Annotated in this window: 16 protein-coding genes; 8 read left to right on the forward strand and 8 right to left on the reverse strand. The window is 49.8% G+C overall.

Annotated elements, in window-relative coordinates; genetic code table 11:
• Positions 1-9 precede the first annotated feature (9 nt).
• Both ACO0LM_RS15510 and ACO0LM_RS15515 read right to left on the reverse strand, forming a co-directional pair.
• Entirely contained in the window at positions 10-879 is an 870-nt protein-coding gene (locus ACO0LM_RS15510) for a cysteine hydrolase (protein ID WP_423038175.1), read from the reverse strand.
• Positions 880-1,038: 159 nt separating this feature from the next.
• Entirely contained in the window at positions 1,039-1,782 is a 744-nt protein-coding gene (locus ACO0LM_RS15515) for an NUDIX hydrolase (protein WP_423038176.1), read from the reverse strand.
• A 208-nt stretch (positions 1,783-1,990) separates the two neighbouring features.
• Here ACO0LM_RS15515 and ACO0LM_RS15520 point away from each other — a divergent pair, with 208 nt between their 5' ends.
• From ACO0LM_RS15520 to ACO0LM_RS15535, 4 genes are all read left to right on the forward strand, one after another.
• Positions 1,991-2,557 carry an NADAR family protein gene (locus tag ACO0LM_RS15520; protein WP_423038177.1) on the forward strand — a complete coding sequence of 189 codons (567 nt, stop codon included), beginning with the start codon at positions 1,991-1,993 and terminating at the stop codon, positions 2,555-2,557.
• 59 nt (positions 2,558-2,616) lie between these two features.
• The gene (locus ACO0LM_RS15525) at positions 2,617-3,147 is read left to right on the forward strand and encodes a DUF4291 domain-containing protein (RefSeq protein ID WP_423038178.1); all 531 of its coding nucleotides are present in this window, start codon (positions 2,617-2,619) and stop codon (positions 3,145-3,147) included.
• A gap of 154 nt (positions 3,148-3,301) precedes the next feature.
• Positions 3,302-4,183 (forward strand): CmcJ/NvfI family oxidoreductase, encoded by an 882-nt coding sequence (locus ACO0LM_RS15530; RefSeq protein WP_423038179.1) that lies wholly within the window; start codon positions 3,302-3,304, stop codon positions 4,181-4,183.
• A gap of 10 nt (positions 4,184-4,193) precedes the next feature.
• Positions 4,194-4,823, forward strand: a complete 630-nt coding sequence (locus ACO0LM_RS15535) for a 2-hydroxychromene-2-carboxylate isomerase (protein ID WP_423038180.1) — start codon at positions 4,194-4,196, stop codon at positions 4,821-4,823.
• Here ACO0LM_RS15535 and ACO0LM_RS15540 read toward each other — a convergent pair.
• Positions 4,816-5,745, reverse strand: a complete 930-nt coding sequence (locus tag ACO0LM_RS15540; protein WP_423038240.1) for a LysR substrate-binding domain-containing protein — start codon at positions 5,743-5,745, stop codon at positions 4,816-4,818. The two genes, ACO0LM_RS15535 and ACO0LM_RS15540, sit on opposite strands and share 8 nt — an antisense overlap.
• A gap of 71 nt (positions 5,746-5,816) precedes the next feature.
• A complete protein-coding gene (locus tag ACO0LM_RS15545) occupies positions 5,817-6,698 on the reverse strand; it encodes an alpha/beta hydrolase (RefSeq protein ID WP_423038181.1) in 882 nt (293 codons plus the stop codon).
• Positions 6,699-6,867: 169 nt separating this feature from the next.
• Between ACO0LM_RS15545 and ACO0LM_RS15550 the strand changes: the two genes are divergently transcribed.
• Positions 6,868-7,443 carry a TetR/AcrR family transcriptional regulator gene (locus ACO0LM_RS15550; protein WP_423038182.1) on the forward strand — a complete coding sequence of 192 codons (576 nt, stop codon included), beginning with the start codon at positions 6,868-6,870 and terminating at the stop codon, positions 7,441-7,443.
• A 174-nt stretch (positions 7,444-7,617) separates the two neighbouring features.
• On the opposite strand, the gene ACO0LM_RS15555 is transcribed toward ACO0LM_RS15550, so the two are convergent.
• The 3 genes from ACO0LM_RS15555 to ACO0LM_RS15565 form a co-directional block, all read right to left on the reverse strand.
• Complete coding sequence (locus ACO0LM_RS15555; protein WP_423038183.1) at positions 7,618-10,506, reverse strand: TIM-barrel domain-containing protein; 2,889 nt, start codon at positions 10,504-10,506, stop codon at positions 7,618-7,620.
• A gap of 82 nt (positions 10,507-10,588) precedes the next feature.
• Positions 10,589-12,268 (reverse strand): DUF5597 domain-containing protein, encoded by a 1,680-nt coding sequence (locus tag ACO0LM_RS15560; RefSeq protein ID WP_423038184.1) that lies wholly within the window; start codon positions 12,266-12,268, stop codon positions 10,589-10,591.
• A 126-nt stretch (positions 12,269-12,394) separates the two neighbouring features.
• On the reverse strand, positions 12,395-15,436 hold the full coding sequence (locus ACO0LM_RS15565; protein ID WP_423038185.1) for a TonB-dependent receptor: 3,042 nt from the start codon (positions 15,434-15,436) through the stop codon (positions 12,395-12,397).
• 1,388 nt (positions 15,437-16,824) lie between these two features.
• Between ACO0LM_RS15565 and ACO0LM_RS15570 the strand changes: the two genes are divergently transcribed.
• From ACO0LM_RS15570 to ACO0LM_RS15580, 3 genes are all read left to right on the forward strand, one after another.
• The gene (locus ACO0LM_RS15570) at positions 16,825-18,978 is read left to right on the forward strand and encodes an exo-alpha-sialidase (RefSeq protein ID WP_423038186.1); all 2,154 of its coding nucleotides are present in this window, start codon (positions 16,825-16,827) and stop codon (positions 18,976-18,978) included.
• A gap of 267 nt (positions 18,979-19,245) precedes the next feature.
• Positions 19,246-21,630 carry a glycoside hydrolase family 95 protein gene (locus ACO0LM_RS15575; RefSeq protein ID WP_423038187.1) on the forward strand — a complete coding sequence of 795 codons (2,385 nt, stop codon included), beginning with the start codon at positions 19,246-19,248 and terminating at the stop codon, positions 21,628-21,630.
• 319 nt (positions 21,631-21,949) lie between these two features.
• Positions 21,950-24,202, forward strand: coding sequence for a beta-glucosidase family protein (locus tag ACO0LM_RS15580; RefSeq protein WP_423038188.1), 2,253 nt, complete (start codon positions 21,950-21,952; stop codon positions 24,200-24,202).
• A gap of 191 nt (positions 24,203-24,393) precedes the next feature.
• Here the strand turns inward: ACO0LM_RS15580 and ACO0LM_RS15585 are convergent, their stop codons facing one another.
• Complete coding sequence (locus ACO0LM_RS15585) at positions 24,394-25,284, reverse strand: dienelactone hydrolase family protein (RefSeq protein WP_423038189.1); 891 nt, start codon at positions 25,282-25,284, stop codon at positions 24,394-24,396.
• Positions 25,285-25,533 lie beyond the last annotated feature (249 nt).

The raw sequence follows: 25,533 nt of genomic DNA on the forward strand, positions 1-25,533 counted from the left end.
TGCCAGTATTCAAGCCTTAGCATTCGCCAACAACTCAGGCAGCACATCGGCCATATTGGCGATCTGCACACCTTTGGCAGCCATGTCGCGCACAAAGCCTTCAAACTGGGCATCAAAGCCACTGACAGCGCTCATGCAGTCTGTCAGCAAGACCAGTTTATGCAAATCGGTGACTGCAAAATTTTCTACCAGATGCTCTGTGGTTGCCTTCACACAATGGCTACCGGCCTCGCCGCAGATATACACGCGGTCAGCCTTGCTCAGATCACGGATCAGCGTCTGATTCAATTGCGTATCGGGATCGCTGGCATCCGGCACTTCCGCCCTGACTGCCGAGTAATGCTCAGTCCAGGGATTCGAGCCCTTGCTGATCTTGGTCACTACCGACAAGGTCTTTTCTTCCCAGGCATTATAGGCTGCACGCACGTCAGCATGCACATTTTGGCCCCATGAACCAATTTCACAATGCACTGGCCAGATCATCAACTGATAACGTCCTTCTGCTTCCAGCGCGTCCAGATAAGCAAGTGCACGTGGCAATGCCTGGTGTTGGCGTGGTTGAAATTCACCGGCGCGGACTGCTGCCGCAGAGATGCCAGTAAAAGGAGCCACATCCCCAGCCTGCGCCGTCATCCAGAACGTAGGGTGAGCAATGTCATAGCGATGATGCGCATCCAGGGTAATGCTGATACCCGTCAAGCCATCCGCGCCTGCACGTATCAATCCGGCGACACGCAACATGTCGGCATGGGCACCTGGTACCGGCAAGGCAGGTATCAGGCTAGCGCCACTTTGGGCATCGACCGGCAGATAGGCAAGCGGCAAATCACAGAAATCGTTTTGTGGATCAATGACCAGGAGTTGCAAATTGCGTTTCATGATAGATTCCTTTCTTCTGAAACTGAGTTCATTGTAGGATACTTAGTTTTATTTTGCAACTAAGTAAAACTACTGTGGCAGAATCGGTGCTAATGAAGCACGATTACAGGTAATACCTCGCACATTTCTATGGAAAGTATAAGAAGATGAATTGCCAGCTCAGGCTCTACTCAAGGGATTAAAGCTGGCAGATGCAAGCCCGGCACGTACGGCAAACAATTGCGCTGGTCGGTTGCTGCCCAGCCTTTGCCGGCCAGGCAATTCATCCAGGAAATCACCTTCCTTGATGCGTTTTCTGAAGGAGCTTTTATCCAGCGGGCGGCCAAGAATGATTTCGTACACTTGCTGCAATTCAGAAAGCGTAAATTCAGCCGGTAACAGATAAGCAGGAAGCGAAGTATATTCAACCTTGCCACGCAGGCGTTGCAAGGCAAGTTCCAGGATAGCCGAGTGATCAAATGCCAGTTCCACTGCAAGTTTTTTGTCATCCAGCGGATACCAGACCGCCTCGTCGGCCCCCGCACCGTGACGCAACTCCACAGTTTCAGACGAAATCAGGGCAAAATAGACAAAGGTGCTGGACCAGCCACGCGGGTCGCGGTCTTTACTGCCAAAGCCTTGCAACTGTTCAAGGTAGGGCGTTTCCACCCCGGTCTTTTCCCTGAGCTTTCTCAAGGCAGTCGCATCCAGATTGGCATCACGCTGCACATCGATAAAACCACCTGGCAAAGCCCATTTGCCTTTATATGGATGATCACCACGCTTGATCAGCAATACCTGCAAGAGATTATCCCTGATCGTAAAAATGACCAGATCCACACTCGTCAACGGAATGTCGTATTCATGGATATTGTATTGACGCAGAAATTCCTGCTCTTCACTGTCCTTTTTTGACACTGCCATGTTTTCATCCCGGTGTTATAGGCTTTCATTATAACTTGGAACGATTCTTAGTGCATATTTACAACTTTCTTAGTTTCATAATACAACTAAGTGTTTTATAGTGATGTTAACCTGATGAGAACTGGATAGGCGTTGAAAAAAGACCCTGACCAGAAACATCATAACAACTCTCCTGACTAATGAACTGGAATACGCATAAGGAATAAAAATGAATATCAATAACCTGGAAGAATTATTGCAGCAACTGAAAGACGGTAAGCAATTTGATTATCTTTACTTTTGGGGCCATAGGAAAAAAGGCACAGCAACAGACAAATCCTGCTTTAGCCAATGGTTTCCTGCCAGCTTTCATATAGACGGCATTCAGTATGCGACCGCCGAACATTACATGATGGCAAGCAAGGCGAGACTGTTCAACGACCACGCCATTCTGGAAAAAATACTGGCCACAGATCAACCGGATGCGGCCAAACACCTGGGCCGGAAAATCGCTGCCTATGACGAAAGCGTCTGGGTGCAACACCGCTTTCAGATTGTTGTGGACGCAAATTATGCAAAATTCTTGCAACATCCTGCCCTGGCGAAATTTCTGCTGGGTACTGGCGGCAGTATTCTTGTAGAAGCCAGTCCTGTAGACAGTATCTGGGGAATAGGACTGGCCCATGATCATGCTGACAGCAAAGACCCACACCAATGGCAGGGACTTAATCTACTTGGCTTTGCTTTGATGGAAGTCAGACAAAGGCTGCTTACAGAAAGACATACCTCTCAATAATGAAATTTAAAAACTATCTTGAACAAATCCCATCATGGCCAGAGTCAGGCAGGCATGTCATGGCGCAATTCGATGACACGTCTATCATTGTCTATCAGGCTTACCGGCATGAAATTGCCAATTTCGCGGTTCAGCATCAATACTTTGGCGGCGAATTCAGTTACAACCGTATGAGTTGGATAAAACCAAACTTTCTATGGATGATGTTCCGCTCCGGCTGGGCGCAGAAACCAGGGCAAGAGCACATACTGGCCTTACGCGTCAAGCGCGCATTTTTTGATGAGTTGCTGGAAAGTGGCGTCAGCTCAAGTCTCGATTTAAACAATTACCCAACACAAGCAGCCTGGCAACAAGCCGTGCAGGATTCTGACGTGCGCCTGCAATGGGACCCGGATCACGACCCTGCCGGTTTGTGCGTAGAGCGTCGTGCCGTGCAATTGGGCTTAAGAGGTGAGGCCCTGCGCAGGTATGGTCGTGAAGAAATACTCGAAATTATAGATGTCACTGCCTTTGTCGGAGAACAGCGTCAGCACGTGCAAGAGTTTGAGAATCTTGTCATTCCTTATGAGGCGGTTTATACCTCGGCCTGATCACCAATTGTATTTCACATTCCTTGTACGAATACGTGAGATGCAAAAATGTCGTTTGTGTACCCCCCCGGCATGGGATTCAATAGTAACTGAAGAAATACAACGCCACGCCCGGCTTATGTATTTCATTCCTGATCTTACTATTGGAGTTTCCATGATTGTCCAGACAGAACAAGACTTATATCAATTTCAGGGTAAACCATCATCAGATGATGGTCTGGTCGTCGCCAGCATGAGTTATGTCATTCCCTCAGGCACGCGGCCCTGCAGTTATACCTTCCAGCCACCGCCAGGCATCCCATGGGAAAGTGCTGACTACGATTTACGCCCCATCAGCATCCATGATGCCCGACAGGCAGATAGTGCGCCGCAACTGGAACGCGAAGGGTTTGAGTTGTGGGATGCCGCGACTTCTGTGAAGGACTTCTTGAATCTGGAGGAAATTCGCTCTGTGTATTATCAGGAAGCGCGGGAACTGGCCCTGGCGGCTACCGGTGCCAGGAAGGCGTATGTCTTCGACCACCTGTTGCGCAAGCGCGAAGCGTCGAACACGCCTCTGTCCTTTGGCAAAAGAGCCGCAAATGGCATGGCTGCAGCAAATGGTCGCATCCACAATGACTATACTGAAGCCTCTGGCAAGAAACGCCTGGACCTGGTGATTCAGGATGTGGAAGAACTGGCACAGGTACGCCGTTACAGTATCGTGAATATCTGGCGCCCCATTCGCAACACGGTAATGGATATACCGCTGGCGGTCTGCGATGCCCGTACGGTAGAACAAAAAGACCTGGTGTCCTGCGATGTCAGGTACCCCAACCGGACTGGGGAAATCTATCTGGTCAATTTCGCGGCGCGTCACCGCTGGTCTTATTTTTCACGCATGGAGCCGCATGAGGCCCTTGTCTTCAAGCAATATGATTCGCAATTCAATGGCTGTAGCCGCTTCACCCCGCATGCTGCATTTGATCACCCACATATCCCGGCACACGCCAGGCCGCGTGAAAGCATAGAACTGCGCTGCCTGGTCATTTACTGAAAGCTGCACCATGGATATCGCGATTACCGCTTTGCCTGTCATCGATTTCTGGTTTGAATTTGGCAGCAATTACAGTTACCTAAGCGTCATGCGGATAGAACAGCAAGCAGAAAGAGCCCGAGTCAGAATACGCTGGCAGCCGTTTCTTCTTGGCCCCGTGTTTCAATCAATTGGCTGGACGACTTCACCTTTCGTGCTGCAAAAGGCCAAAGGCGAATACGTGTGGCGGGACATGGAAAGGCTATGCCTTAAATACGGCTTGCCATGGAAGAAACCGGGCAATTTTCCGCGTTCTGCCGTATTGCCCTTGCGAGTGGCAGCGTTTGCTGTCGACGAACCCTGGATGGCCGAGTATTGCAAGCGCATGATGTTATTGAATTTCGCTCAGGATCGTGATATCGATAATGCAGAAGTGGTGATGGAAGTACTGCTTGCCATGCACCTGCCAGCGGCAGATATTCTTGAGCAGGCGGTCTCGGATAAAAATAAATTGAAGCTACGCCGACAGACAGAAACTGCCATCGCCAAAGAGATATTTGGTGCACCGACTTTCTTGGTGGGCGACGAGATGTTTTGGGGTAATGACAGGATGGACGATGCGCTACTGTTCTGCAAGGAGCATGCTGACTGCATCAGTTGACAGGCAATATCCACTCTCTGGTTTTACTGGCTTCATCCGTCAGCCAGTGCATGACTTGCTGGCATTCTGCGCCTGGTGTTTCCTGCGCTTGCAATAGCCAGTAGGCATGCCCGGCCTGACCTTGCGTTCTGGCCGGCATTAACTGCACCAGCCTGCCGTCATCCAGCGGATTCTGGATCAGTTCCAGCCGGCCCAGCGCAATACCCTGCCCTGCCACTGCGGCCTGTATCACCTGATCATATTGATTGAAGCGCAGGATGCCCTGGGTTTTGGCGTTCTGCATATCTTCCCTGTCCAGCCAGTCATGCCAGGACAACCAGGATTTCTGGCTTTCCTCAAATTCCAGCAGCGGCCATTTAACCGTCAGTTTGCCGGATTTTTTGGGTTTGATCGCCAGGGAAGGATGGGCAACCGGCGCAATGGATTCTTCAAACAACCGCACTGCATTGCCAGGCGCAAGTTTGGCATTGGTATAGCGTATCGCCAGATCAATGCCTTCCTTATTCAAGTCGCCCACCCGATTGCTGGCACTGAGTCGTATATCGATACCCGGATGTAGTTTTTGAAATGCATTCAATCTGGGTAACAGCCACAAGCCAGTCACACCGATACTGGCGCTGATGGTCACCGCTCTGGACTGGGTGCTATTGCTGATGTCACCCATGATGTCTTGCAACTGCCGGATGGCTGCATCGGCGCTGCGGAACAGGCGCTCACCATCTGCAGTGAAGGCGATGGAGCGATGTCCCCGTGCCAGCAGCTTCACACCCAGATGTTGTTCCAGTGTCAGTATCTGGCGACTGACCGCTGATTGCGTCAGGCACAGGTCGGCTGCTGCATGCGTGATACTCATGCGTCTGCCAACTGCCACAAAGCCTTTGATCTGATCCAGAAAAGCCAATTGAACCAAGGGTATTGACATTCCCATCGTGCATGCCTGATTTGGAAGTTGAAACAACTCCAAGCATAGCCAGCCACCGCTGGCTATGCAAGCTATCTGCCAGAAAAATGCATGTTCAGCTTGCCTGTACCATGTTCTACAATGAAACCCGTTGCAGCATCCACAACAGCAGGCGAACGCAGGATGCGTCTGTGCCCGGTGCCTGCCACAGGACGTAATTGCGCCTGTGGCCAGGCGGCTGCCAGGGTCCGACTTTCTTCGTAGGGCATTTCGCGGTCTTCCGGATCATGCAGGATCAGCGCGGGGTGCAAGAAGCCAGATTGCAGAGCTTGCAGGTCCACGTCGCTCAATGGTGCACCTATATGCATCGCCATCTGCTGTTCCAGTGCGTGCGCCTCTTCCGCATTCAGACCTGCCAGGTGAGCAGTACGTTGCACCACGCGACTGAGCGACGCCGGGCCGCATAATTGCACGCTGGCAGCAACCCGCAAGCCATGCGCATAGGCATACAGGCTGGCGGCTGATCCGGCAGAATGGCCGATAACGGCAGCCGGGGGGCCAAATTGATCTGCCAGTGCCAATACAGCTTTACCATAATCGACAACATGAGTGAGTTCACCCTGTGACTCGCCATGTGCCGGCCCATCCAGTGCAATGATGCCATAACCAGCCTGCAATAACGGCGCTACAAAGGATGCCATGTGACTGGCCCGGCTTTCCCAGCCATGCAACAATAGCACTATTGGATCAGTCTCTTGCCCCCAGCGCCAGGCCACCAGATCCAACCCGGCGTGGTCAACACTGAAGGGCCTGGCGGCTGACAAGGCCATTCTGTCATCGTCGCTGGTCGCCAGTCTGCGCGGTGTAATCAGGGCTTGCAACACTGCCGCTGTCGTTGGTCTGGAGGGCGGTGCCGAGGTAGATGAGGACGTTGCCAATGGAATATCGTTTTGTTTCATTGCCAGCTTATTCATACCAATCCCTTCAATTAGATGATAAACATAATCTCATAGATGCTGATTATCATCTAAAATAGAAACCTGTGTCAAATATCGCGACAAATAGCGACAAACAGCGACCACATGACTGGGCGGGCTGATTCAAAACTGCCGCCTCTTATGATCGCTTAACCGGAATAAAGCCATGAGAACTTCACGTGAACAAGCTGCGCAAACCAGAGAGCGCATCGTCGAGACTGCTGCGCGCCTGTATCGCGAGCGCGGTATCAACGGCATCGGCGTGGCGGATTTGATGAATGAAGCTGGCCTGACCCACGGCGGCTTTTACAAGCACTTTGAATCCAAGGAGGCATTGATTGCCGAAGCCTGCACTGCAGCGCTGGAAGTCACCAAGGCTGAACTGCAACGTAAAATTGCCGCCGCCCCCGACGAAGAAGCTTTAAGCACTCTGGTACACAGCTATCTGAGCAAGGCCCACAGCGACAACCCGGGCCTGGGCTGTGTCATCGCCGCCCTGGGCCCGGAGGCCATACGACATGAGGGCATAGGCAGGGAAACCATACAGCATGGCGTGAACAATCTGCTGGGCCTGATCAGCACTCAGTTGCAACGTGAAGGTGTGGATGATGTCGAAGCCAAGTCACACGCCGTGCTGGCATCCATGATAGGTGGCTTGCTGCTGTCACGCATGATGGATAGCCCCGCAAAAACCAAGGCCGTATTGCGTGACACCGGCAATTTCATACTGAAAGCGGTGTAGTGCTATCACCAGGGTAGTGCCTGATCCTGCCTTGCGCCAGACCAGAACTCCTTTTATCAACAAGGATAAAATGAGTTCTGGTACCGGATTTATATCAAGAAACCTGCCTGACCACTACAGCCTGATCATTCACAAATTTACTCATCTCTTACCTAAAAAATATCTTACAGAAATTTATTTCTTTATTGTGATCGCCTTGCCTTCGTAAGCCACAACTTTATCAGCACTGTCGAAACTTTCTGCACTGGAGATTCCGGCTTTGATGAAATGTATCTTGAACTGCCGCTTGCTGACCATTCCCTTATACTGTCCACTACGGTCGCCAATGGTGACTATGCCATTCTTGTCATCATAGCTAAACGGAATACGACTGAATTCACCGCGTGTATAGGCCTTGGTGACACCGTCGTCTTCATACAGACTGGATTGTCCGTTGGCACCCGTATAGATATTCAGCGTTATAGATGCGTCTGGATGCTCATCAACATATTGTGTTACTGGCCCCATAGGCAAGATGGCACCGGCCTTCACCAGCAAGGGGATACGGGTGACAGGTGCTTTAACAGTAACGGTAGTACCGCCTTTATACATATCACCGGTATGAAAGTCGTACCATGCGGCCCCCGCGGGCATGTATACCTTGCGTTCACGTGCGCCATATACATAGACGGGAGCAAGCATCAAGTCATGACCAAAGAGGTATTGATCCTTGATGTCCTTGACACTATCATCCTTGGGGAAATCCATCACCAGACCACGCATGATAGTACCGGAACTATAATAAATGTCTGAGGCTGCAGTATAAATATAGGGCATCAAACGATAGCGCAGCTTGTCATACCACACCATGGATTCGCGCATGTCAGAACCATCTGGCGAAATATTATAGATTTCGCGCTTGACGACTTCACCGTGTGAACGGAACAGCGGTGTAAAGGCCCCAAACTGGAACCAGCGCAAGTTCAATTCCTGCCACTCTTTTAGATCGTCAGAATTGACTTTATTGGTACCTGCACTACGATTTTCCTGCGCAGAACCTATGTCACCTACCTGGAAACGGTTTTCCTGGGCATAGCCACCGATGTCGTGTGTCCAGTTGGGAATACCTGACATGGAAAAACCTACACCTGCCGAAATCTGGTCATACAGATTGTTCCAGCGCGCCACCGTGTCGCCACTCCAGACAGCAACCGCATTGCGCTGAATACCGGCGAAACCTGAGCGTGAAAGAATGAATTGCCGGGTATCGGGCTGATCACGATTAAGGCCATCAATCAGTGCCTTGGTATGCATCAGGCTATAGGAATTAAAAGTGATTTCACCTGCACCGTAAACGGTAGGCCCTATCAGTTTTTTAAAGTCTTGCGGACGTGTATTAGACAGAATGTCAGGTTCACTATTGTCCATCCACCACGCATCAAAACCCAAATCGACAAGCTTGCTCTTTATCTGTCGATAATATATGTCACGGGCTTCTTTTGTATAAGGATCATAGTGACTGTTTTTGTAACCCGGGCCGACCCAATCCAGATCGCCGTTTTCGACGTTCCTGGTCCACATATGTCCTTTGGATTCGAACTCTTTATAGTTGTCGGTATTGGAGTAAAATTTACCCCAGATAGAAAGCATGACGCGTGCGTGGTTTTTGTGGATTTCATCAACCATGCCTTTGGGGTCCGGGAAGCGCGCCTTATCGAAGTCATGCGAGCCCCAACCGTTCTCTGGCCAATAAAACCAGTCTTGAACAATATTATCGAGCGGCCAGCCGCGTTTGCGGTATTCGCGAACCGTGTCTAATATCTGCTCCTGGGTTTCATAGCGCTGGCGCGATTGCCAATAGCCGTAAGCCCATTTCGGCATCATCGGCGCTTGTCCCGTCAAATGACGGTAACCAGCTATCACATTGTCGATATTGTCGGCATTGATCACATAGTAGTTGATACCTTGCGCGATCTCGGAAGAGAAGGTCAGAGAATGGCGTTCTGACTCAGGCAAGGGATCATTATGGGTGACGGCGACCATACCACCGGCGGGTTTCCATTCCAGATGCAGCTTAACTGGCTTGCCCTTGGTAAATTTCACTTCAAAATTATGGTACCAGGGGTTCCATCCCTGACGCCAGACATCGAGAACTTGTTTGCCATCCAGACTTAAAGTCGCATAATCGGAAGCATACAACTGCATCTTGTGAACGCCGGTTTTATCAGAACTCAGGCTGGCATCCCAAACAACTTTGACCTCTTTCAGGTCTTTCAGTGCACCGATTTCTTTTGGCCAGTTTTCGGCCACGTCCTTGAGAAACTGATAGGCAATATCATGCTCATGACGAGTCAACACCAACTTGCCTCCGACATAGTAGCGTGCTGTCAGGCCACCAGACTTACCTTCATCGTCCAGCAGTTTCAGATCGCGCCCCATGGGACCATAGGGCTTGGGATCACCAAACCGGGATATGGAATTATTGTCCCATAAGATGCCATAGTTTTTGTCTGACACGACGAAGGGAACAGCCACATCCATATTGTGCTGCGCCAGGAGTACGTCTTCCCCATTCAGGTTCATCTGCCCGTTCTGGTGTTGACCAAGGCCATAAAAGGCATCTTTGGTGCCGGGGTTAAACGCTTCCTTGATGGCCAGGAAAGCTTGCCCGTCTACGCTAACCGGGGTCAGGCTTTCAGATGACTGATTCAAAAAAATTTCACCTTTGCTATTGTAAAACTGCACCCGTCCTGTCGTCAGCGATACCTTGACCGATATCTTGCCGGCGTCGAGCTTGACCGCCGGTCCCTCGCTGGCCTGTTCCAATTTGGTAACGGTAAAACTACAGGCGCAGGGTGTAGCAACGGTCATCATTGAAGGCGTAAGTTGTTTGCCTGGCTGGTCAAGCTTAAGGACATGAATGATATTGTCGCGCATGACTTCCAGTCTGATTTCCTTCACCACGCCATGGTCTGGCTTTACCACGATGCCACTGGCATTTTTTTCAAAACTGCCCGCCCGGGCATGGCTAGCCGCCGCCAGGGCCAGGCTTATGGCCAAAGTCGTCATCGGTTTAATTCGCATTGCGTTGTCTCCTGTATTTTTTATGGCAGCACTGATCTTCAGTGGCACTTTGTATGGCTCTTATGGCGCTAATATTATGGCTCTAATACATACCCATTCTGACTTTAAGGACCACCGGGGTACCTGTCAGATTAAGTCCATAGTCGGTTTGGTCACCATTCCAATTGCGTTCCATGATCCATTTTCCCGACGCATCATAGTGCCCTTCTTCCACCCGGCCCCACATGGAGGTCTTGCCATCGTTAGCGCCTGCCCAGTCAATTCTCACTCGCGCATATTGCCCGACGATGATAAATTCATTGTTGCTAATTTGGGCAATAGCGACCCCGCCATTAGGTATATCTGTATGTTCAGGTAAGTCTTTTATACCTGGGAACATCCCTTTGTCACCAAATTGCCATTCACGAAAAGAGATCGTGGCCTTCCAGTTTTTAAGACTGATCGTCTGGTCTGTACGTGCATCATTTTCTGCAACGCCGTAGGTACGACCTTCAAAAGCCCACTGTGCCCATTGCCGCTCCATCGGCCTGAAAGCTGCATAGATCTTGCCGAACGGTTCCACCATAGGTTTGCCGGTCATCTTTGAACCTAAAGGGAAGTTGCTGTATTCGGTATAGTCGATACCAAAGGGAGAGAAGCCCAAAGCACCACGACCCAAAACCAGGTAGGCATACCGGACATATTCGGCGGCATTGCCCATTTCCGGCAGCATCAGGGCATTGTCCTGACGTTGAAACCGATCAAGGGTTGCCTTGAATTTATTTGAATCAGCGCTGTAGATATCAGGCGCAGCGATATCGATATGGGGTGCGGCGGCTTTATAAATGTCGATTGCATCATAGGTCGGGCCACCACTGGCGAAATTATCTTTCCAGGGTGCCATAGGCTCCAAAGGATCACGCAAGGAATTGTTGACATACATGGGCAAGTCATAAACCGCACGTCCTGCCTTGGCAATTTCTTCAATATAACTGGCTATCGCATAGGTATGGAAATATTGATCTGCATAATCGCCATATACTTCTGACCAGCTGCCTTTTGCAGCTAAAGCAACTGGAGATTTTTTATGATCCAGCACCGCTTGAGGCACGTCTTGCTTGAATCTGACCTGTGCCTGGGGGCTGAAATCACGCACCAGACCGTAGGTTCCAACTTCATTTTCCACCTGCATCATGATGACAGTATGATGTAGCTGATCACGGTTTTTGATGTGATTCATCAATGCAACAAAGGCTTTCTTGTCGGCCTTCAAGGTTTCTTCACCAAAAGGTGAAAGGCAATAGCTCACTTTGCCATTCTTATCCATCATGCGCGGGAAACGCTGATTGTTAAACTTGACCCATTCAGGCGTGTATTGCGGCCCTGTGTTTTTCCAGGTCCCGAACCACAATAACACTAAACGTACTTTGTGTTGACGTGCCTGCTCCAGTAGCGTATCTACATAGCTAAAATCAAATTTTCCCTCTACCGCTTCTATCTGTTCCCAGGCAACCGGAATTTCCACCGTATTTGCATGCATATCCTGAATAGCAGGCCAGACTTTCTTTAGCGCTTCAGGATAATTGCTTGAATTATGTACTTGCGCACCTAACATCACAAAAGGAGCGCCATCAACCATCAGGGTATAGCGTCCGTCTTTTTGAATCAATTGTGGTTGGTTTGCAGCACGTGCAGCTGGCACAGTTGGCTCGGCCGCCAGGCTGCTGGTAGCCAGGGTCAGCACGCTTAAAAAAGTCAGGAGATGGCCGGTAACATTATTCATGCGTAGATCCCATTGTTTATATAGATTTCACGTGATATCAATTGATATCGCCAGGAAAAAATCACGGATGCAATGACAGATCTGCCGATCTGAAAACCAGACCGGCAGTCCGCCAGAGGCCGTTTTTTAAAAGGTGTAACGCATTTGCGCCGTATAACGCGGACCTGACACAAACCAGGCCCTTCCTTTGGTACCTGTATGCTGATCCATCAACTGCTTGAACTGTGCGTCATTGATGTTCTGCGCTTCCAGCCCGAATGACCATTGTTCATTGATTTTATAGAAAATAGACGCATCCAGCTGACCATACGCATCAGCCCAGGTCGGCAAACCCCAGGTTACGTTATGCTGGCCGTAAGTCGGGCTCGCCGGATTGCTATCTGTACCGTCGCTACCCTGAGTGCCATTGACGTTAACCGCTTGCAGGCTTTTGGAACGCCAGTTGTAGGCCAGACGGGCGGATATCGGCCCTTTGTCGTACATGAGAGCAAGGTTGTAAGACTGACGCGACAAATTGACCAGCGGCAGATTACCAAAAGTGAGTCCATTGACGTCGCAGCCATTGAGATTCAGATTCAAATTATCGGCAGTGTTACCTCCTGTGCAGTAAGTCTGGTTAACTGGCTTGTACAAATCCTGATGGCTGTCTACGTAGGTAAAATTGGCTTGTATCCCGAACCCTGACATCCAGCCAGGCAGCTTATCAAAATACTGCTGATACGCCACTTCTATACCGCGCGCCGTACCCTTGGCACCGTTAATCGGCCCGGTAACGGTAAAGCTTTGCATCGTCCCGGTCACGTCCGGTATAGGGTAGCTATACACACTATTGATGATGATATCTTTAAGTCGTTTGTTAAAGACGGCAACCGTCAATGAACCTGCTGGCGCAAAGTACCATTCAGCGGTGAGATCAATCTGATTTGAAGTGGCGGGCTTCAAGTTGGGATTGCCGGATGCTATCCCGGTTAAACTAACCTGGTCGACTCTCACGGTACTGACATTGCCTACGGTGGTGGTGGTTGTTTTAACGTCTTCCGAAAGTGCGGTGTAGCCTTGCAGTTGACTGAAATCAGGACGTGACATGGCAGAAGCGGCAGCAAACCGGAACTGCAGTTTGTCACTGACTTTCATCCTCAGGTTCAGGCTGGGAAGAACATTGCTGTACGAATTAGTGTAGTTCTGATCCTTGGCAAAAACCGGGATGTTTGGCACGATACTGCCGGCGACGGTGGCACCTGCGGGTATGGTCGGCAGAGTCGATTTAAAGACCGTGTAACCGTGCGCGGTCGCATCCGTGCTGACATATCGCACACCAATATTGCCATCAACCGGGAATTTCAGGTCATCAAAGCCAAAGCGAAGCTGGCTGTAAAAAGCTTTGGTTCTTTCACTCTGACTGTTGGTACCCGACGGGTCCGTGCCAAAGCTTGCTGGTACCCAGGGATCGCAACTACCCCAACCCTGCGCCTTGACTTGCTCTGCACACAAAATGTCATGATACTTGTGCAAGGCAGCATAACTGTCAGGATAGCCCGTAGCCAACGCCACGTTAGGGAAAATCAATGATGGTACAGCGACTTTACCGTTGAAGAAATTGTCGAAAACATGAAGATTGGTATTACCACTGAAGCGAGGATCGCCAAGCGAGGCCAGCTTGCTGATATTCCAGCCAACTTGCCATGGTTGTGAAATGGGAGACCAGTTAAAGCTGGGATTGGAATTCTGTGTCAGGGAATCGCGATCAGTGAGGCGGGCACCAAAGCGAATGTCGCGCAGCACAGAGTGATCAAATTCATATTTGGCATCCCCCTTCCAGGCCTTCTCATGAGCGACACTCTGGTCCTTATGCTCCATGGTAAACGCCCAGTAATAATTGTTGGGATCCGCCATATAGGCTCTGTCCGCCGCATCAAAAATCAAGTTGGGAATATTGCCAGACAAATCCAATTTTTCCTTTGGTAACTGCACGCCAGTGGCAACAGTGGAATCGAAACTCTGTGTGGTGGCGCGGATGACCTGGAAATCTGATGTCAAGGTCCAGCTATTGGTCGGCCTCCAGCGCAGGTTCCAGGATACATCTTGCGTTTCTGATTGACGGTTGGCTGACCTTGTATCACCACCAAAATTGATGCCGCCGTCTTTAGGATCAGTGAGTGTGCCAGTGAGCAAATTACCGCTGGCATCATACGTCGCATCTTTGCTGACGTTGATGTTATAAGGACTGGACTGGGCGAAGATCGCATTCTCGTCCCACTGCATTTTATAGCGCGATTTGAAGACTGTCAGTGAAGACTGGACATCAGCATTCTTCCATTGCAATGCGCCATATGCCCCTTCACGCTTACGATCAAATTCCAGCGTCCGCCACTGAGCGCCCTTGGGAATCCAGACGGTTTTTCCATCCACGACGTCTGTGCGTGGATAATACGGTTCTACCTGGAACGCATCAGTACGGGTCGCGCTTTCTGAATAGGCCAGGTCAACCAAAACACCGATTTGACCAATGCCGGTATCCCAGCGGTTAGAGAACATGCCTGAAATCGAAGGTGAAGTCTTGCCACCTTTAAGCGTGGAATAAGTTCCCTGAGTGGAAATCGCCGCCTTCATCCCCTTGAAATCAAACGGCAGTGCAGTACGAAGATTGACCAGACCGCCGACGGCCCCTTCAATCTGTTCTGCAGAAGGATTTTTGTAGATGTCTACGCCGGCCATCAGCTCAGGCGGAACATCCTCGAAATTCAAAGAGCGGCCACCATTGGCAGAAAATGAATCCCGACCATTCAGTTCTGAACGCACATAGTTCAGGCCGCGAATTGAGACGCCAGATCCTTCCACCGAAAAATGCTCGGGATCGCTTTTGCTCATGGTGCGGTCTATGGTCACGCCCACAACACGCTGCAAGACTTCTGTCACCGAGCGATCTGGCAGTTTGCCGATATCGTCAGCAACGATAGAGTCGACGATTTCGTCAGAATTTTGCTTGATTTTCTGTGCTGAATTCAATGCTGCACGCTGCCCTGTGACAGTAACAATTGCAGGTTCACTGGTTGCAGGCGCTGTGCCTGCACCAGTTGCTGGAGCCACTTGCGCTATCACTGCACTACTCGACATCAAAGCAATCTGTGCCACTGCCAGTGCTATAGCGGTTTTATTATATTGTTTCATCTTGTCTTCCCCCGTTTGACTCGGTTTGCGATTTTTTATCTATTGGATTTTCTACGCTCTTCACATGCCTTATTTACTGCAAATTTGAAATTGAAAAATCAATACCTCCCTCATTAGATCGTGCTGGTTGACAAAGTAAAACCGGACAATTCATCTGTAATAGAACTTACGCAAAACCGCCCCAGCTGCGTTGCAGCTCCTTGCCGTACTAAAGTACTGTCTTCGTCGCTGGCGCCATGCTGGGACAATTTTGCGTAAGTCCTATATAAAAACCTTTTATTTAATTTGGTAACGTTTCCATTTTTTGATAAAAAAATCCAGATGGCGATATACGACCAAATTTTATGCCTGCGTCATGATTCGCCGCTTTTTATCGGCTGGCCGCATTGACGCCGGACAAAACATCATATACCCCTATTGCGACCATGCAGGGTATAAACGGACGACTACAAAAAGGGAAAAGATGGCCCGATCGTCGTTACCGACGATGGGCCAAATAACACGTGCGCTTCATTTTCATTGAATTGTCTCACTCGTTTTATCGCGTTCCAGCTGATGCTGGCAGCATGGCAGACCACACTACGCATTCATTTTGTTTGTCATAAATTACAAGCTAGGCTATGAGGTAGCAATTGTGAAAACCACCAAGCAGGCGAATGATATTCGGCAAGGAGATAATTGGCAGGCAAACTCCCGTGGTGTTCCCGCAATATCCTGCCCTCTGCCAGAGCGACTTCCCAAGTCTGTCACCGCAATTTATATTATTTGTCAATCGAACTGATTCTTAAGCTGATGAAACTATAAATACAGAAGCGTATGTTTAAAAACCACATTAATTGCGTCAAAATCGATACCCCTCCTTGAAATAACAAACATCGGTAGTACCGTGCCAGTTCCATCTGCCATACCGTTGCATCATCAGGTACTTATCGCTCTGGCAAGGCCTGAATTGATCAAGCAGAAGATGTGGCATATCAAATGCCCCACGTCGTTTCGCATCTGATCATGCCTCAATATCATTCGCCTGCTTGGTGGTTTTCACAATTGCAGCGAACTACAGCCGATTTAGAATTGATTGAAAGCGCTACTATGGACTATGCAAACTCCGCATCTGTAGAAGCGCAATAATAAATATGGTGAGACATAGTCAATAAATACCCAGCATGTGCTGGCCACGTGATGCAACGCCGCTGCGGCGGTTTTGCGTAAGCCTTTATGCGCTCTCATTGCAAGTCTAAGCTCTGCACATGAGGAAGCTTGCGCATGAAAAAAGCATTGATATCCTCGGGATTTTGTCAAAGAACATGGTGTCAGATGTATTACTTTACTTTGAAGAGACAGGCAAAAATCTTGACTAAATCAACAAATGAACATGTCAGCGAGCGAGCATGAAAACTGTCTTGGTGTATATCCATCGTTACCTGGGACTATTGTTTGTCATAGCTGCATGTAATATCGCCAACGCCCAGAGTTACCACTGGAACAGCGTAGCCATTGGTGGTGGTGGATTTGTGTCAGGAATTATCACCAGCAAAACTGAGCAGGGATTAATTTATGCCCGCACAGACGTTGGCGGTGCCTATCGCTGGGATAAACTGCATTCGCGCTGGATTCCATTGACTGATTGGGTCTCTGACCAAGAAACAGGTTTATTGGGTATCGAATCCATCGCGATTGATCCTACTGCAACCAACAAGGTATATCTGCTGGCAGGCATTAGTTACCTTAATGGCGGCCGTAGCGCCATTTTAAAATCCAGCGACTATGGCCAGACTTTTACAAAAATTGATGTAAGCAGGCAGTTCAAGGTAAATGGTAATGGCATGGGGCGCAATACCGGCGAGAAATTGCAAGTAGACCCCGCCAACGGCAATATCTTATACGCTGGTACGCGTGCCAATGGAATATTCAAAAGTGTCGATGGCGGTTTGTCCTGGGAGCATCTCGCCAACCTGGATGTGAACACCACGTCAAATCGCAATGGTATAAGTTTTGTGGTGTTGGACCCACACAGCATTTCGGACAAGGCGACACAAAGACTATTTTTGGGTGTATCCCGTTATGCTCTTGCAGGTGACAATCTGTACATGTCGGCAGATGCTGGCCAAACATTTACGGCTGTCACTGGCGGGCCAACTGCTTTAATGCCGCACCGCGCAGTAATTGCTGATGACGATCTCATTATTACCTATGCCAACGGTGCTGGCCCCTGGGGAGACAGTCGCAATAGCGAAGGCATGGATCAGGGGCAGGTCTGGAAATATAAAATATCTACCGGCAACTGGACTAATATCACACCAAGGCTGAATCGTGCTTATGCAGGTATTTCTGTTGATCCAAATAATAGTAGCCGCATCATTGTCTCCACCATCAATTACTTTCAATCTGGTGGCCGTGGAGATAAGATTTTCTTGACCACAGATGGTGGCAAGACCTGGATTGATATTTATGCACGTGGATTTACATTAGACACGAATGGCATAGCCTGGATAAAGGCTAATTCTATCCACTGGGCGGGCAGCATCGAGTTCGATCCCTATGACACCAAAACCGTGATGGTGGTCTCCGGCAATGGCGTTTTTAAGACATCAAATATAGACGCCGTGCCTGCGACATGGAAATTTAATGTCGCGAATCTGGAAGAAACAGTGCCATTAAATTTAATCAGTATTCCCGGCGGTCCTATCATTTCTGCGATAGGCGACTATGATGGTTTCCGTCATAGTGATGTGGCACAGTACGCCACCATCAATGCACCAACAATGGGTACCACAACCGGTTTGGCTTTTGCAACACAAGCCACGCATGTGATCGTGCGCGTAGGTAGCGCCATGTATATATCGACAGATATGGGCATTAGCTGGACAAAAACCGCAAGCATGAATGGAAAGAATGGCCAGGTCGCTATCAGTGCCGATGGAAAAGTTATTTTGCATAGCCCCGAAGGATCAACGACCAGTTATTACTCAACTGACTCAGGGACGAGCTGGACTGTGATTGCCGGACTCGACATCAGCAATGCGAGACCGGTTGCGGATGCAGTCAACGGCAATAAATTCTATGCCTTACATGGCGACCGTCTTTTGGTCAGTACAAATGCGGGTATCAGTTTCTCTGAAGTGGCCAGAATCTCGTCAGGGAAAAGTTCAAAGCTGATGCGTGCTGCGCCAGGGAGGGAAGGTGATATCTGGCTGCCTTTATATGATGGTGGCCTGGCACGTGCTACTGATTCGGGAGCAAGCATTGCCTACTTGAACAACGTCAGTTATGCGGCAGCTGTTGGATTTGGCAAGGCGGCAGCGGGATCAAACTACCCCACGGTCTACATATGGGGTACTGTTGCGGGTACTCGCGGCCTATTCTGCTCGAAAGATGTTGGAGCAAGCTGGGTGCGTATCAATGACGATGCCCATCAATATGGCGGGCCAGGAGATGGTCAGTTTGTGGTAGGTGACATGAATAAGTTTGGCACCGTGTATATGAGTACAGCAGGGCGCGGAATCGTGTTCGGTACACCGGTGACAGGACAAGACGGTTGTTAAATTGTCCGGATTGCGAGCGCAAACATTCATTGTGTTCAATTTGCTGCTTTGTCCGCTGTTCAATATTTCCAAGCCCATCATTTCCTTGAGTAGAATCGCAATGTCTTGTTATAGTCAGGTTGGATAAGATCGACAATGCAATGCTGTGGCATCCGGACGGCACAAAGTGGTGCTTAGGATGTACATTGGGTGTGCATTGTTGGCAGGCACGCCTTGAGCAACAACTAATCGCAAGTATTCTACAATTTTTCGGTGTATTTACGCTATATGACTATCCTGTTGCGCTGTGTATTGTTGCTCACACTTTTCTTTGTCACCGTCGTGGCCGGGGCCAGCACTGCCAACGATCTGACCTTGCGTTACCTTGCGCCAGCTCCTGACACACCACAAGGGTGGGAGCGCGAGGCACTTCCCATTGGTAACGGACGTATAGGTGCCATGATTTTCGGTCAACTCGCGCGCGAGCACATTCAATTCAACGACATTACGCTCTGGACCGGCGACAGCAAACTCATGGGTGCCTATCAGGCATTTGGCGACGTCTACATAAATCTGCCTGATCATGATAAGGCAAGCAGCAACTACGTACGCGAACTCAACCTCAAACAAGGTGTGCACAGCGTCACTTACACACACGATGGCGTCAGATTTCACCGTGATGCTTTTGCCAGTTATCCGGCACAAGTCATTGTCATGCGACTCACCGCCGACAAACCGGGTCAGTACACAGGATCGATAGCAGTCACGGACATGCATGACGCACATATTTCAGCCACGGGAAACCGTATCTACGCCAGCGGATCGCTCGCTGGATATGTACTGCCTCAACAGCGAAAAAATAACCAGTCAGCACCGCCGCCGCAGTCCGGCAACGTCATGGATTATGTGAGTCAGGTTCAAGTCTTGAATGAAGGCGGCACTGTCGTCATCAGTGATAATCAAATCAACTTTACCAACTGCGATTCGCTTACCCTTATCCTTGGAGCAGGTACGAGTTACATCATTGATCCGACAAAGAACTTTCAAGGCGCACATCCATTGCCACGCGTGACGGCGCAGGTGAGTGCTGCTGCGGCCCGTACAGTGACTGCGCTCCGTACTGAACACCAAAAAGATTTTCATGCACTGTTTGACCGCGTCACCATCAATCTGGGTGAAACATCACCACTACGCCGCGCACTGCCGACTGACAAACGCATAGAGGCTTATACGACAGAAGGCGGTGACCCCGGACTTGAAGCGCAGTTTTTTCAATTCGGACGCTACCTGCTGATCTCCAGCTCACGCGACTCCCTGCCAGCCAATCTCCAGGGGCTCTGGAACAACAGTTTGACCCCGCCTTGGAATTCGGATTACCACACCAATATCAACATCCAAATGAATTACTGGCCAGCAGAGCCAACCAACCTGCATGAACTGGCGCAACCCTTCTTTTCTTTTGTGCAGGGAGTCACACCTATCTATCGTCAGCTGGTCTCTGCAACCGCAGCGCATGCAATTGCTCACCCTGCCAGACCAGTTGAAAGCAATGGAAAATCTCATCCTCCTGAAGAAACATTTCTCACCAAAGACAAAAAACCTGTGCGCGGCTGGGCTGTGCGTACAGAATCCAATCCATTTGGTGCCACGGGCTACATATGGAACAAGACGGGCAATGCCTGGTATGCGCAACATTTCTGGGAGCACTATGCTTTCACACAAGACCTGAATTTCTTGCGTACTGTCGCCTACCCAATGATGAAAGAAGTTTGCACATTTTGGCAAGATCATTTGAAAACCTTGCCAGATGGACGTCTCGTTGCCCCACAAGGCTGGTCACCGGAACATGGCCCTATCGAAGACGGTGTCACTTACGATCAGGAAATCATCTGGGATTTATTCACCAACACCATTGAAGCAGCCGACATACTTGGTAACGATCAGGCGTTTCGCAATCAACTGGCAGCCATGCGGGACAAACTCGCTACACCACGCATCGGCAGTTGGGGGCAGCTGCTGGAATGGTTGAATGAGAAGAAAGATCCCGTGCTGGATACAGTTGGTGATACCCACCGCCATGTTTCCCATTTATTTGCATTGTTCCCCGGACGCCAGATTTCCCCTACCAAGACGCCAGAACTTGCCAGCGCAGCACGCAAATCACTTGAAGGCCGTGGCGATGCTGGCACAGGTTGGTCTATGGCCTGGAAAACGGCTTACTGGGCACGGCTGCTTGACGGTGATCACGCTTATAAAATGCTGCGCGGCCAACTCGCCAAGCCGGGCGCACGTGCGGCCCAGCAAGCTGGAACTGGCAGTGAGGGCAATAATGCAGGGGGCACCTACCCCAATATGTTCGACGCCCATCCACCATTTCAGATCGATGGCAATTTCGGTGCCACCGCCGCCATTTGTGAAATGCTGGTGCAGTCACAAACTGGTGAAATTCACCTGCTACCGGCACTGCCATCCTCATGGCCAACAGGTTCAGTGAAAGGCTTGCGCGCACGCGGTGGCTTTGAAGTTGACATCGCCTGGGTGAACGGCAAACTCAGTACAGCAACGATACGCTCTGTAGCAGGGTCTGGTGCTGGAAAAGTTCGCTATGCCGACAAAGTGATTGATATACAGCTTAAACCCGGCGAAGCGATACATCTGGAAGGAAGCCTTTGAGACACGCAAGACTTATACACTTTAAAGCAGACGGACATCCTGCCTTTGCTATGTCAGGGGGTAGCTAGACAATTGATTTTACACAAGTGCTTCGCATTATTGGAAAGCTTCCCATTTCAATATTTATTAAATTAGAATAGCAGGACTTACGCAAAATCGTACTGGCAAGGCATCAGCGACGACAGTTTTTATACGGCCAGGAGCTACAACGCAGCCAGGGCGGTTTTGTGTAAATCCTACATAGTTTTTTTACCCATTGTGTCAGTTGCTGACACCTTATAAACGACTAAATTACTATTTCCCAACTTAGGTAGGAACCATGTTTAAGCTAAAAATTTCAGTACTTGCCGTCGCTGGCATCCTGTGCACTGCAAGCGCAAATTCTGCAGATCTGCACCCGGTAAACACGGTGGTGACATCCATACCATGGATGAATACGTCTCTCACTGCCGATCAGCGTGCGGATTTGGTGCTGAAAGAAATGACGCAGGATGAAAAATTGAAACTGGTATTTGGCCATTTCGGTTCAGAGCTTGCCTGGAAAAATTTGAAGATGCATCCTGCCGCAATACCCCACTCGGCTGGTTATGTAGAAGGCGTGCCACGCTTGGGAATTCCCGCGCAATTTGAAACCGATGCAGGCGTTGGTGTAGCGACACAGGGAAGCGGGCCAACAGCACGTGAGCGTACTTCATTGTCTTCGGGTATGTCGACTGCCGCAAGCTGGAACCAAAAGCTGGCCTTTAAGAGCGGTGCCATGATAGGCGCTGAAGCGCGTGCGTCCGGTTTTAACGTCATGCTTGCGGGTGGCGTCAATCTCATGCGTGAACCACGCAATGGCCGCAATTTTGAATATGCGGGCGAAGACCCTTTACTCGCAGGGACAATTGTTGCAGCACAAATCAATGGCATTCAATCCAATCATGTCATTTCCACTTTAAAACACTATGCTGTCAATAGCCAGGAAACCGGGCGCTTCACACTCAATGCCAAGATCGATGATGCCAGTGCCCGCATGTCGGATTTATTGGCAATGCAAATTGCGATTGAAAAATCTGATCCCGGTTCTGTCATGTGTTCCTATAACCGTTTGAACGGTGTCTATGCCTGCGAAAATGATTACTTGCTCAACCAGGTATTAAAAGCTGATTGGGGATATCATGGCTATGTCATGTCCGATTGGGGCGCGACCCACAGCACGGTGGCAGCGGCAAATAATGGCCTGGATCAGGAATCAGGTTGGGAATTTGACGCCAGTCCCTATTTTTCCGGTGCCTTAAAAGAGGCCGTGACAAATGGCGCAGTTCCCCAGGCACGTCTCGATAACATGCTTAAACGCATCCTGCGTACCATGTTTGACAAAGGCCTGTTCGATTACCCGGTTCCCAAAGACAACACCATTGATTTCGCCGCACATGCACTGGTCAGTCAATACGGTGCGGAAGAAGGCATGGTCCTGTTAAAAAATGATGCGAATGTATTGCCTCTGCATAAGGACTTGAAAAAGATAGCGATTATTGGCTCGCACGCAGATGTGGGTGTACTTTCGGGTGGAGGATCATCGCAGGTCTATCCAATTGGTGGTAATGCAGTCAAAGGCCTGGAGCCTGCTGCCTGGCCAGGGCCGGTTGTTTATCACCCTTCATCACCATTAAAGGCAATACAGCGTTACATGCCGCAGGCGCAAATAAGCTACGATACGGGCACAGACATCAAAGCGGCAACTGCCCTCGCCGCGCAATCTGATATCGTTCTTGTCTTTGCAACGCAATGGATAGGCGAAGCCAATGACGCTGTTTCCCTCTCGCTTCCATCTAATCAGGATGCCTTGATTACAGCACTTGCTGCTGCCAATAAAAAAACCGTGGTCGTACTGGAAACCGGTGGACCTGTCACGATGCCATGGATTAACCAGGTTGCTTCTGTGCTGGAAGCCTGGTATCCCGGCACAAGTGGTGGCGAAGCAATTGCACGCGTACTGGTTGGCGAAGTCAATCCGTCTGGTCATCTGCCGGTAAGCTTCGCAGCATCAGAAAGCCAATTGCCCCGACCAGTTCTGGATGGTGATCCAGCCAAGCCAGATCAGCGTTTCGATGTCAGTTATCATGAGGGTGCAACGATAGGCTATAAATGGTTTGATGCAAAAGGACTTAAACCTTTATTCGCCTTCGGTCACGGTTTATCGTATACAAAGTTCGCTTATTCTGGCTTTAGCAGCAAGTACATCAACAATACTATGCAAGTTAAATTTACGGTTACCAACACCGGTAAAGTAGCTGGCAAGGATGTGCCGCAAGTATATGTCTCGCCGACTGCCGGTAAATGGGAGGCACCAAAACGTCTGGTTGCATGGGATAAAGTTGAATTGCTTCCCGGCGAGAGCAAATCAGTCAGCCTGAACGTCGATCTGCGTTTGCTGGGTATGTACGACAGCAAGACAAAAACCTGGCAGATTAATGCAGCAGCCTATAAAGTCATCCTCGCACGCAGCGCCGGTGACAGTGATGCTGCCAGCATCACTGTCAATTTACCGGCCAGCAGCTTAAACGTGTTGGGGAAAAAAATAAAATAGCTCTTTTGGCAGTCTCATAAATTTCAGAGGGGAAACTGCATTTGAGTGTGTTTCGACTGAAATGCAGAATTCCATAGCCGGGCATTTTATTGCGCCACGTGCATGCCCAACTGTTGTAGCTGAAAGCAGAATTATTGTGCAGTGTTCTTCATGACTTATCCGAATGAAGTCATGAAGAATAGCTTGCAATGTCAGGCCCGCAGATTGGTTTTAAAAAACTCTACTGTGCGCTGCCAGGACAATGTTGCGGCTGCCTGGTCATAACGTGGTGTCGTGTCGTTGTTAAATCCATGCTGCACACCGGCGTAGACATACGCCTGGTATTTAACCCCTGCCTTGATCAGTGCGGCTTCATATTTGGGCCATCCGGCATTGATGCGCTCATCCGTACCGGCATAATGTATCAAGAGTGGTGTCTTGATTTTTGCAGCATCTTCTTCACTTGGCTGACCGCCGTAATAAGGCACTGCAGCAGCCAGGTCGGGGATTCTGGTCGCCAGGAAATTGGCTATGCCGCCGCCAAAACAGAACCCGACCACACCTACCTTGCCGTTGCCTTCTGGTAGTTTTTTCAGTATCGCAGCGGCCTCAATAAAGTCTGCACGTATCTTGTTCTGATCCAGTTTGGGAAACAGTTCACGCGCTTTGTCTTCATCACCAGGGTAGCCGCCCAGCGACGCCAGCGCATCCGGGGCAAAGGCAATAAAGCCATCCAGCGCCAGGCGTCGGGCTATATCCTCGATATGTGGGTTCAAGCCCCGGTTTTCATGCACTACCAGCACCGTCGGCAATTTCCCCTTGATTTCGGCGGGAGTGACCAGATAGCCACGCAAGCTGCCAGAACCCTGGGGTGAAGGATATTCAACATACTTGGCCTGTATCCGCGCATCCGTCTTTGGTACTTGCTGGGCCTGCGCGAAATTGGGGCTAAGCTGTTGCAATAAAGTCTCTGCAGTCACTACACCGACTGCGTATTTACTGGCCGAATGCAAAAAAGCACGGCGATCAATAACGCCATGCACATACTGATCAAATAAACGCAGTACTTCAGGTTTAAAATCATTTGCGGTCTGACGTGTCATCTTATTCTCCTGATTCTATAATTTATTTAAACGGACGGTAACTGTCGGGGCGGGCGCTACAGGCTTTGGCAATACTGACGCCCAGCGCCCCTTATCATAATCCTGTTTCTTGACGCTTGCACTAATACCAATGATCGCAGCGGCCTTCTTGCCGACAGTCGTAACAATGAAGGTACTGGGTCTGGTGTGTGCATGATCAATGTCATGGCCATGTGTATTTCAGCCACAGGGCCAGGAAAAACTCCAAGC

This window comes from Undibacterium sp. Di26W (assembly GCF_049340265.1).
Lineage (GTDB): Bacteria > Pseudomonadota > Gammaproteobacteria > Burkholderiales > Burkholderiaceae_D > Undibacterium.

Excerpts from the sequence above, each read along its gene's own strand:
- ACO0LM_RS15525 (WP_423038178.1), top strand. The coding sequence starts at position 2,617 with ATGGCGCAATTCGATGACACGTCTATCATTGTCTATCAGGCTTACCGG.
- ACO0LM_RS15515 (WP_423038176.1), bottom strand. The coding sequence starts at position 1,782 with ATGGCAGTGTCAAAAAAGGACAGTGAAGAGCAGGAATTTCTGCGTCAA.
- ACO0LM_RS15575 (WP_423038187.1), top strand. The coding sequence starts at position 19,246 with ATGACTATCCTGTTGCGCTGTGTATTGTTGCTCACACTTTTCTTTGTC.
- ACO0LM_RS15580 (WP_423038188.1), top strand. The coding sequence starts at position 21,950 with ATGTTTAAGCTAAAAATTTCAGTACTTGCCGTCGCTGGCATCCTGTGC.
- ACO0LM_RS15570 (WP_423038186.1), top strand. The coding sequence starts at position 16,825 with ATGAAAACTGTCTTGGTGTATATCCATCGTTACCTGGGACTATTGTTT.
- ACO0LM_RS15565 (WP_423038185.1), bottom strand. The coding sequence starts at position 15,436 with ATGAAACAATATAATAAAACCGCTATAGCACTGGCAGTGGCACAGATT.
- ACO0LM_RS15585 (WP_423038189.1), bottom strand. The coding sequence starts at position 25,284 with ATGACACGTCAGACCGCAAATGATTTTAAACCTGAAGTACTGCGTTTA.
- ACO0LM_RS15530 (WP_423038179.1), top strand. The coding sequence starts at position 3,302 with ATGATTGTCCAGACAGAACAAGACTTATATCAATTTCAGGGTAAACCA.
- ACO0LM_RS15510 (WP_423038175.1), bottom strand. The coding sequence starts at position 879 with ATGAAACGCAATTTGCAACTCCTGGTCATTGATCCACAAAACGATTTC.
- ACO0LM_RS15555 (WP_423038183.1), bottom strand. The coding sequence starts at position 10,506 with ATGCGAATTAAACCGATGACGACTTTGGCCATAAGCCTGGCCCTGGCG.
- ACO0LM_RS15545 (WP_423038181.1), bottom strand. The coding sequence starts at position 6,698 with ATGAATAAGCTGGCAATGAAACAAAACGATATTCCATTGGCAACGTCC.
- ACO0LM_RS15550 (WP_423038182.1), top strand. The coding sequence starts at position 6,868 with ATGAGAACTTCACGTGAACAAGCTGCGCAAACCAGAGAGCGCATCGTC.
- ACO0LM_RS15560 (WP_423038184.1), bottom strand. The coding sequence starts at position 12,268 with ATGAATAATGTTACCGGCCATCTCCTGACTTTTTTAAGCGTGCTGACC.
- ACO0LM_RS15520 (WP_423038177.1), top strand. The coding sequence starts at position 1,991 with ATGAATATCAATAACCTGGAAGAATTATTGCAGCAACTGAAAGACGGT.
- ACO0LM_RS15535 (WP_423038180.1), top strand. The coding sequence starts at position 4,194 with ATGGATATCGCGATTACCGCTTTGCCTGTCATCGATTTCTGGTTTGAA.
- ACO0LM_RS15540 (WP_423038240.1), bottom strand. The coding sequence starts at position 5,745 with ATGTCAATACCCTTGGTTCAATTGGCTTTTCTGGATCAGATCAAAGGC.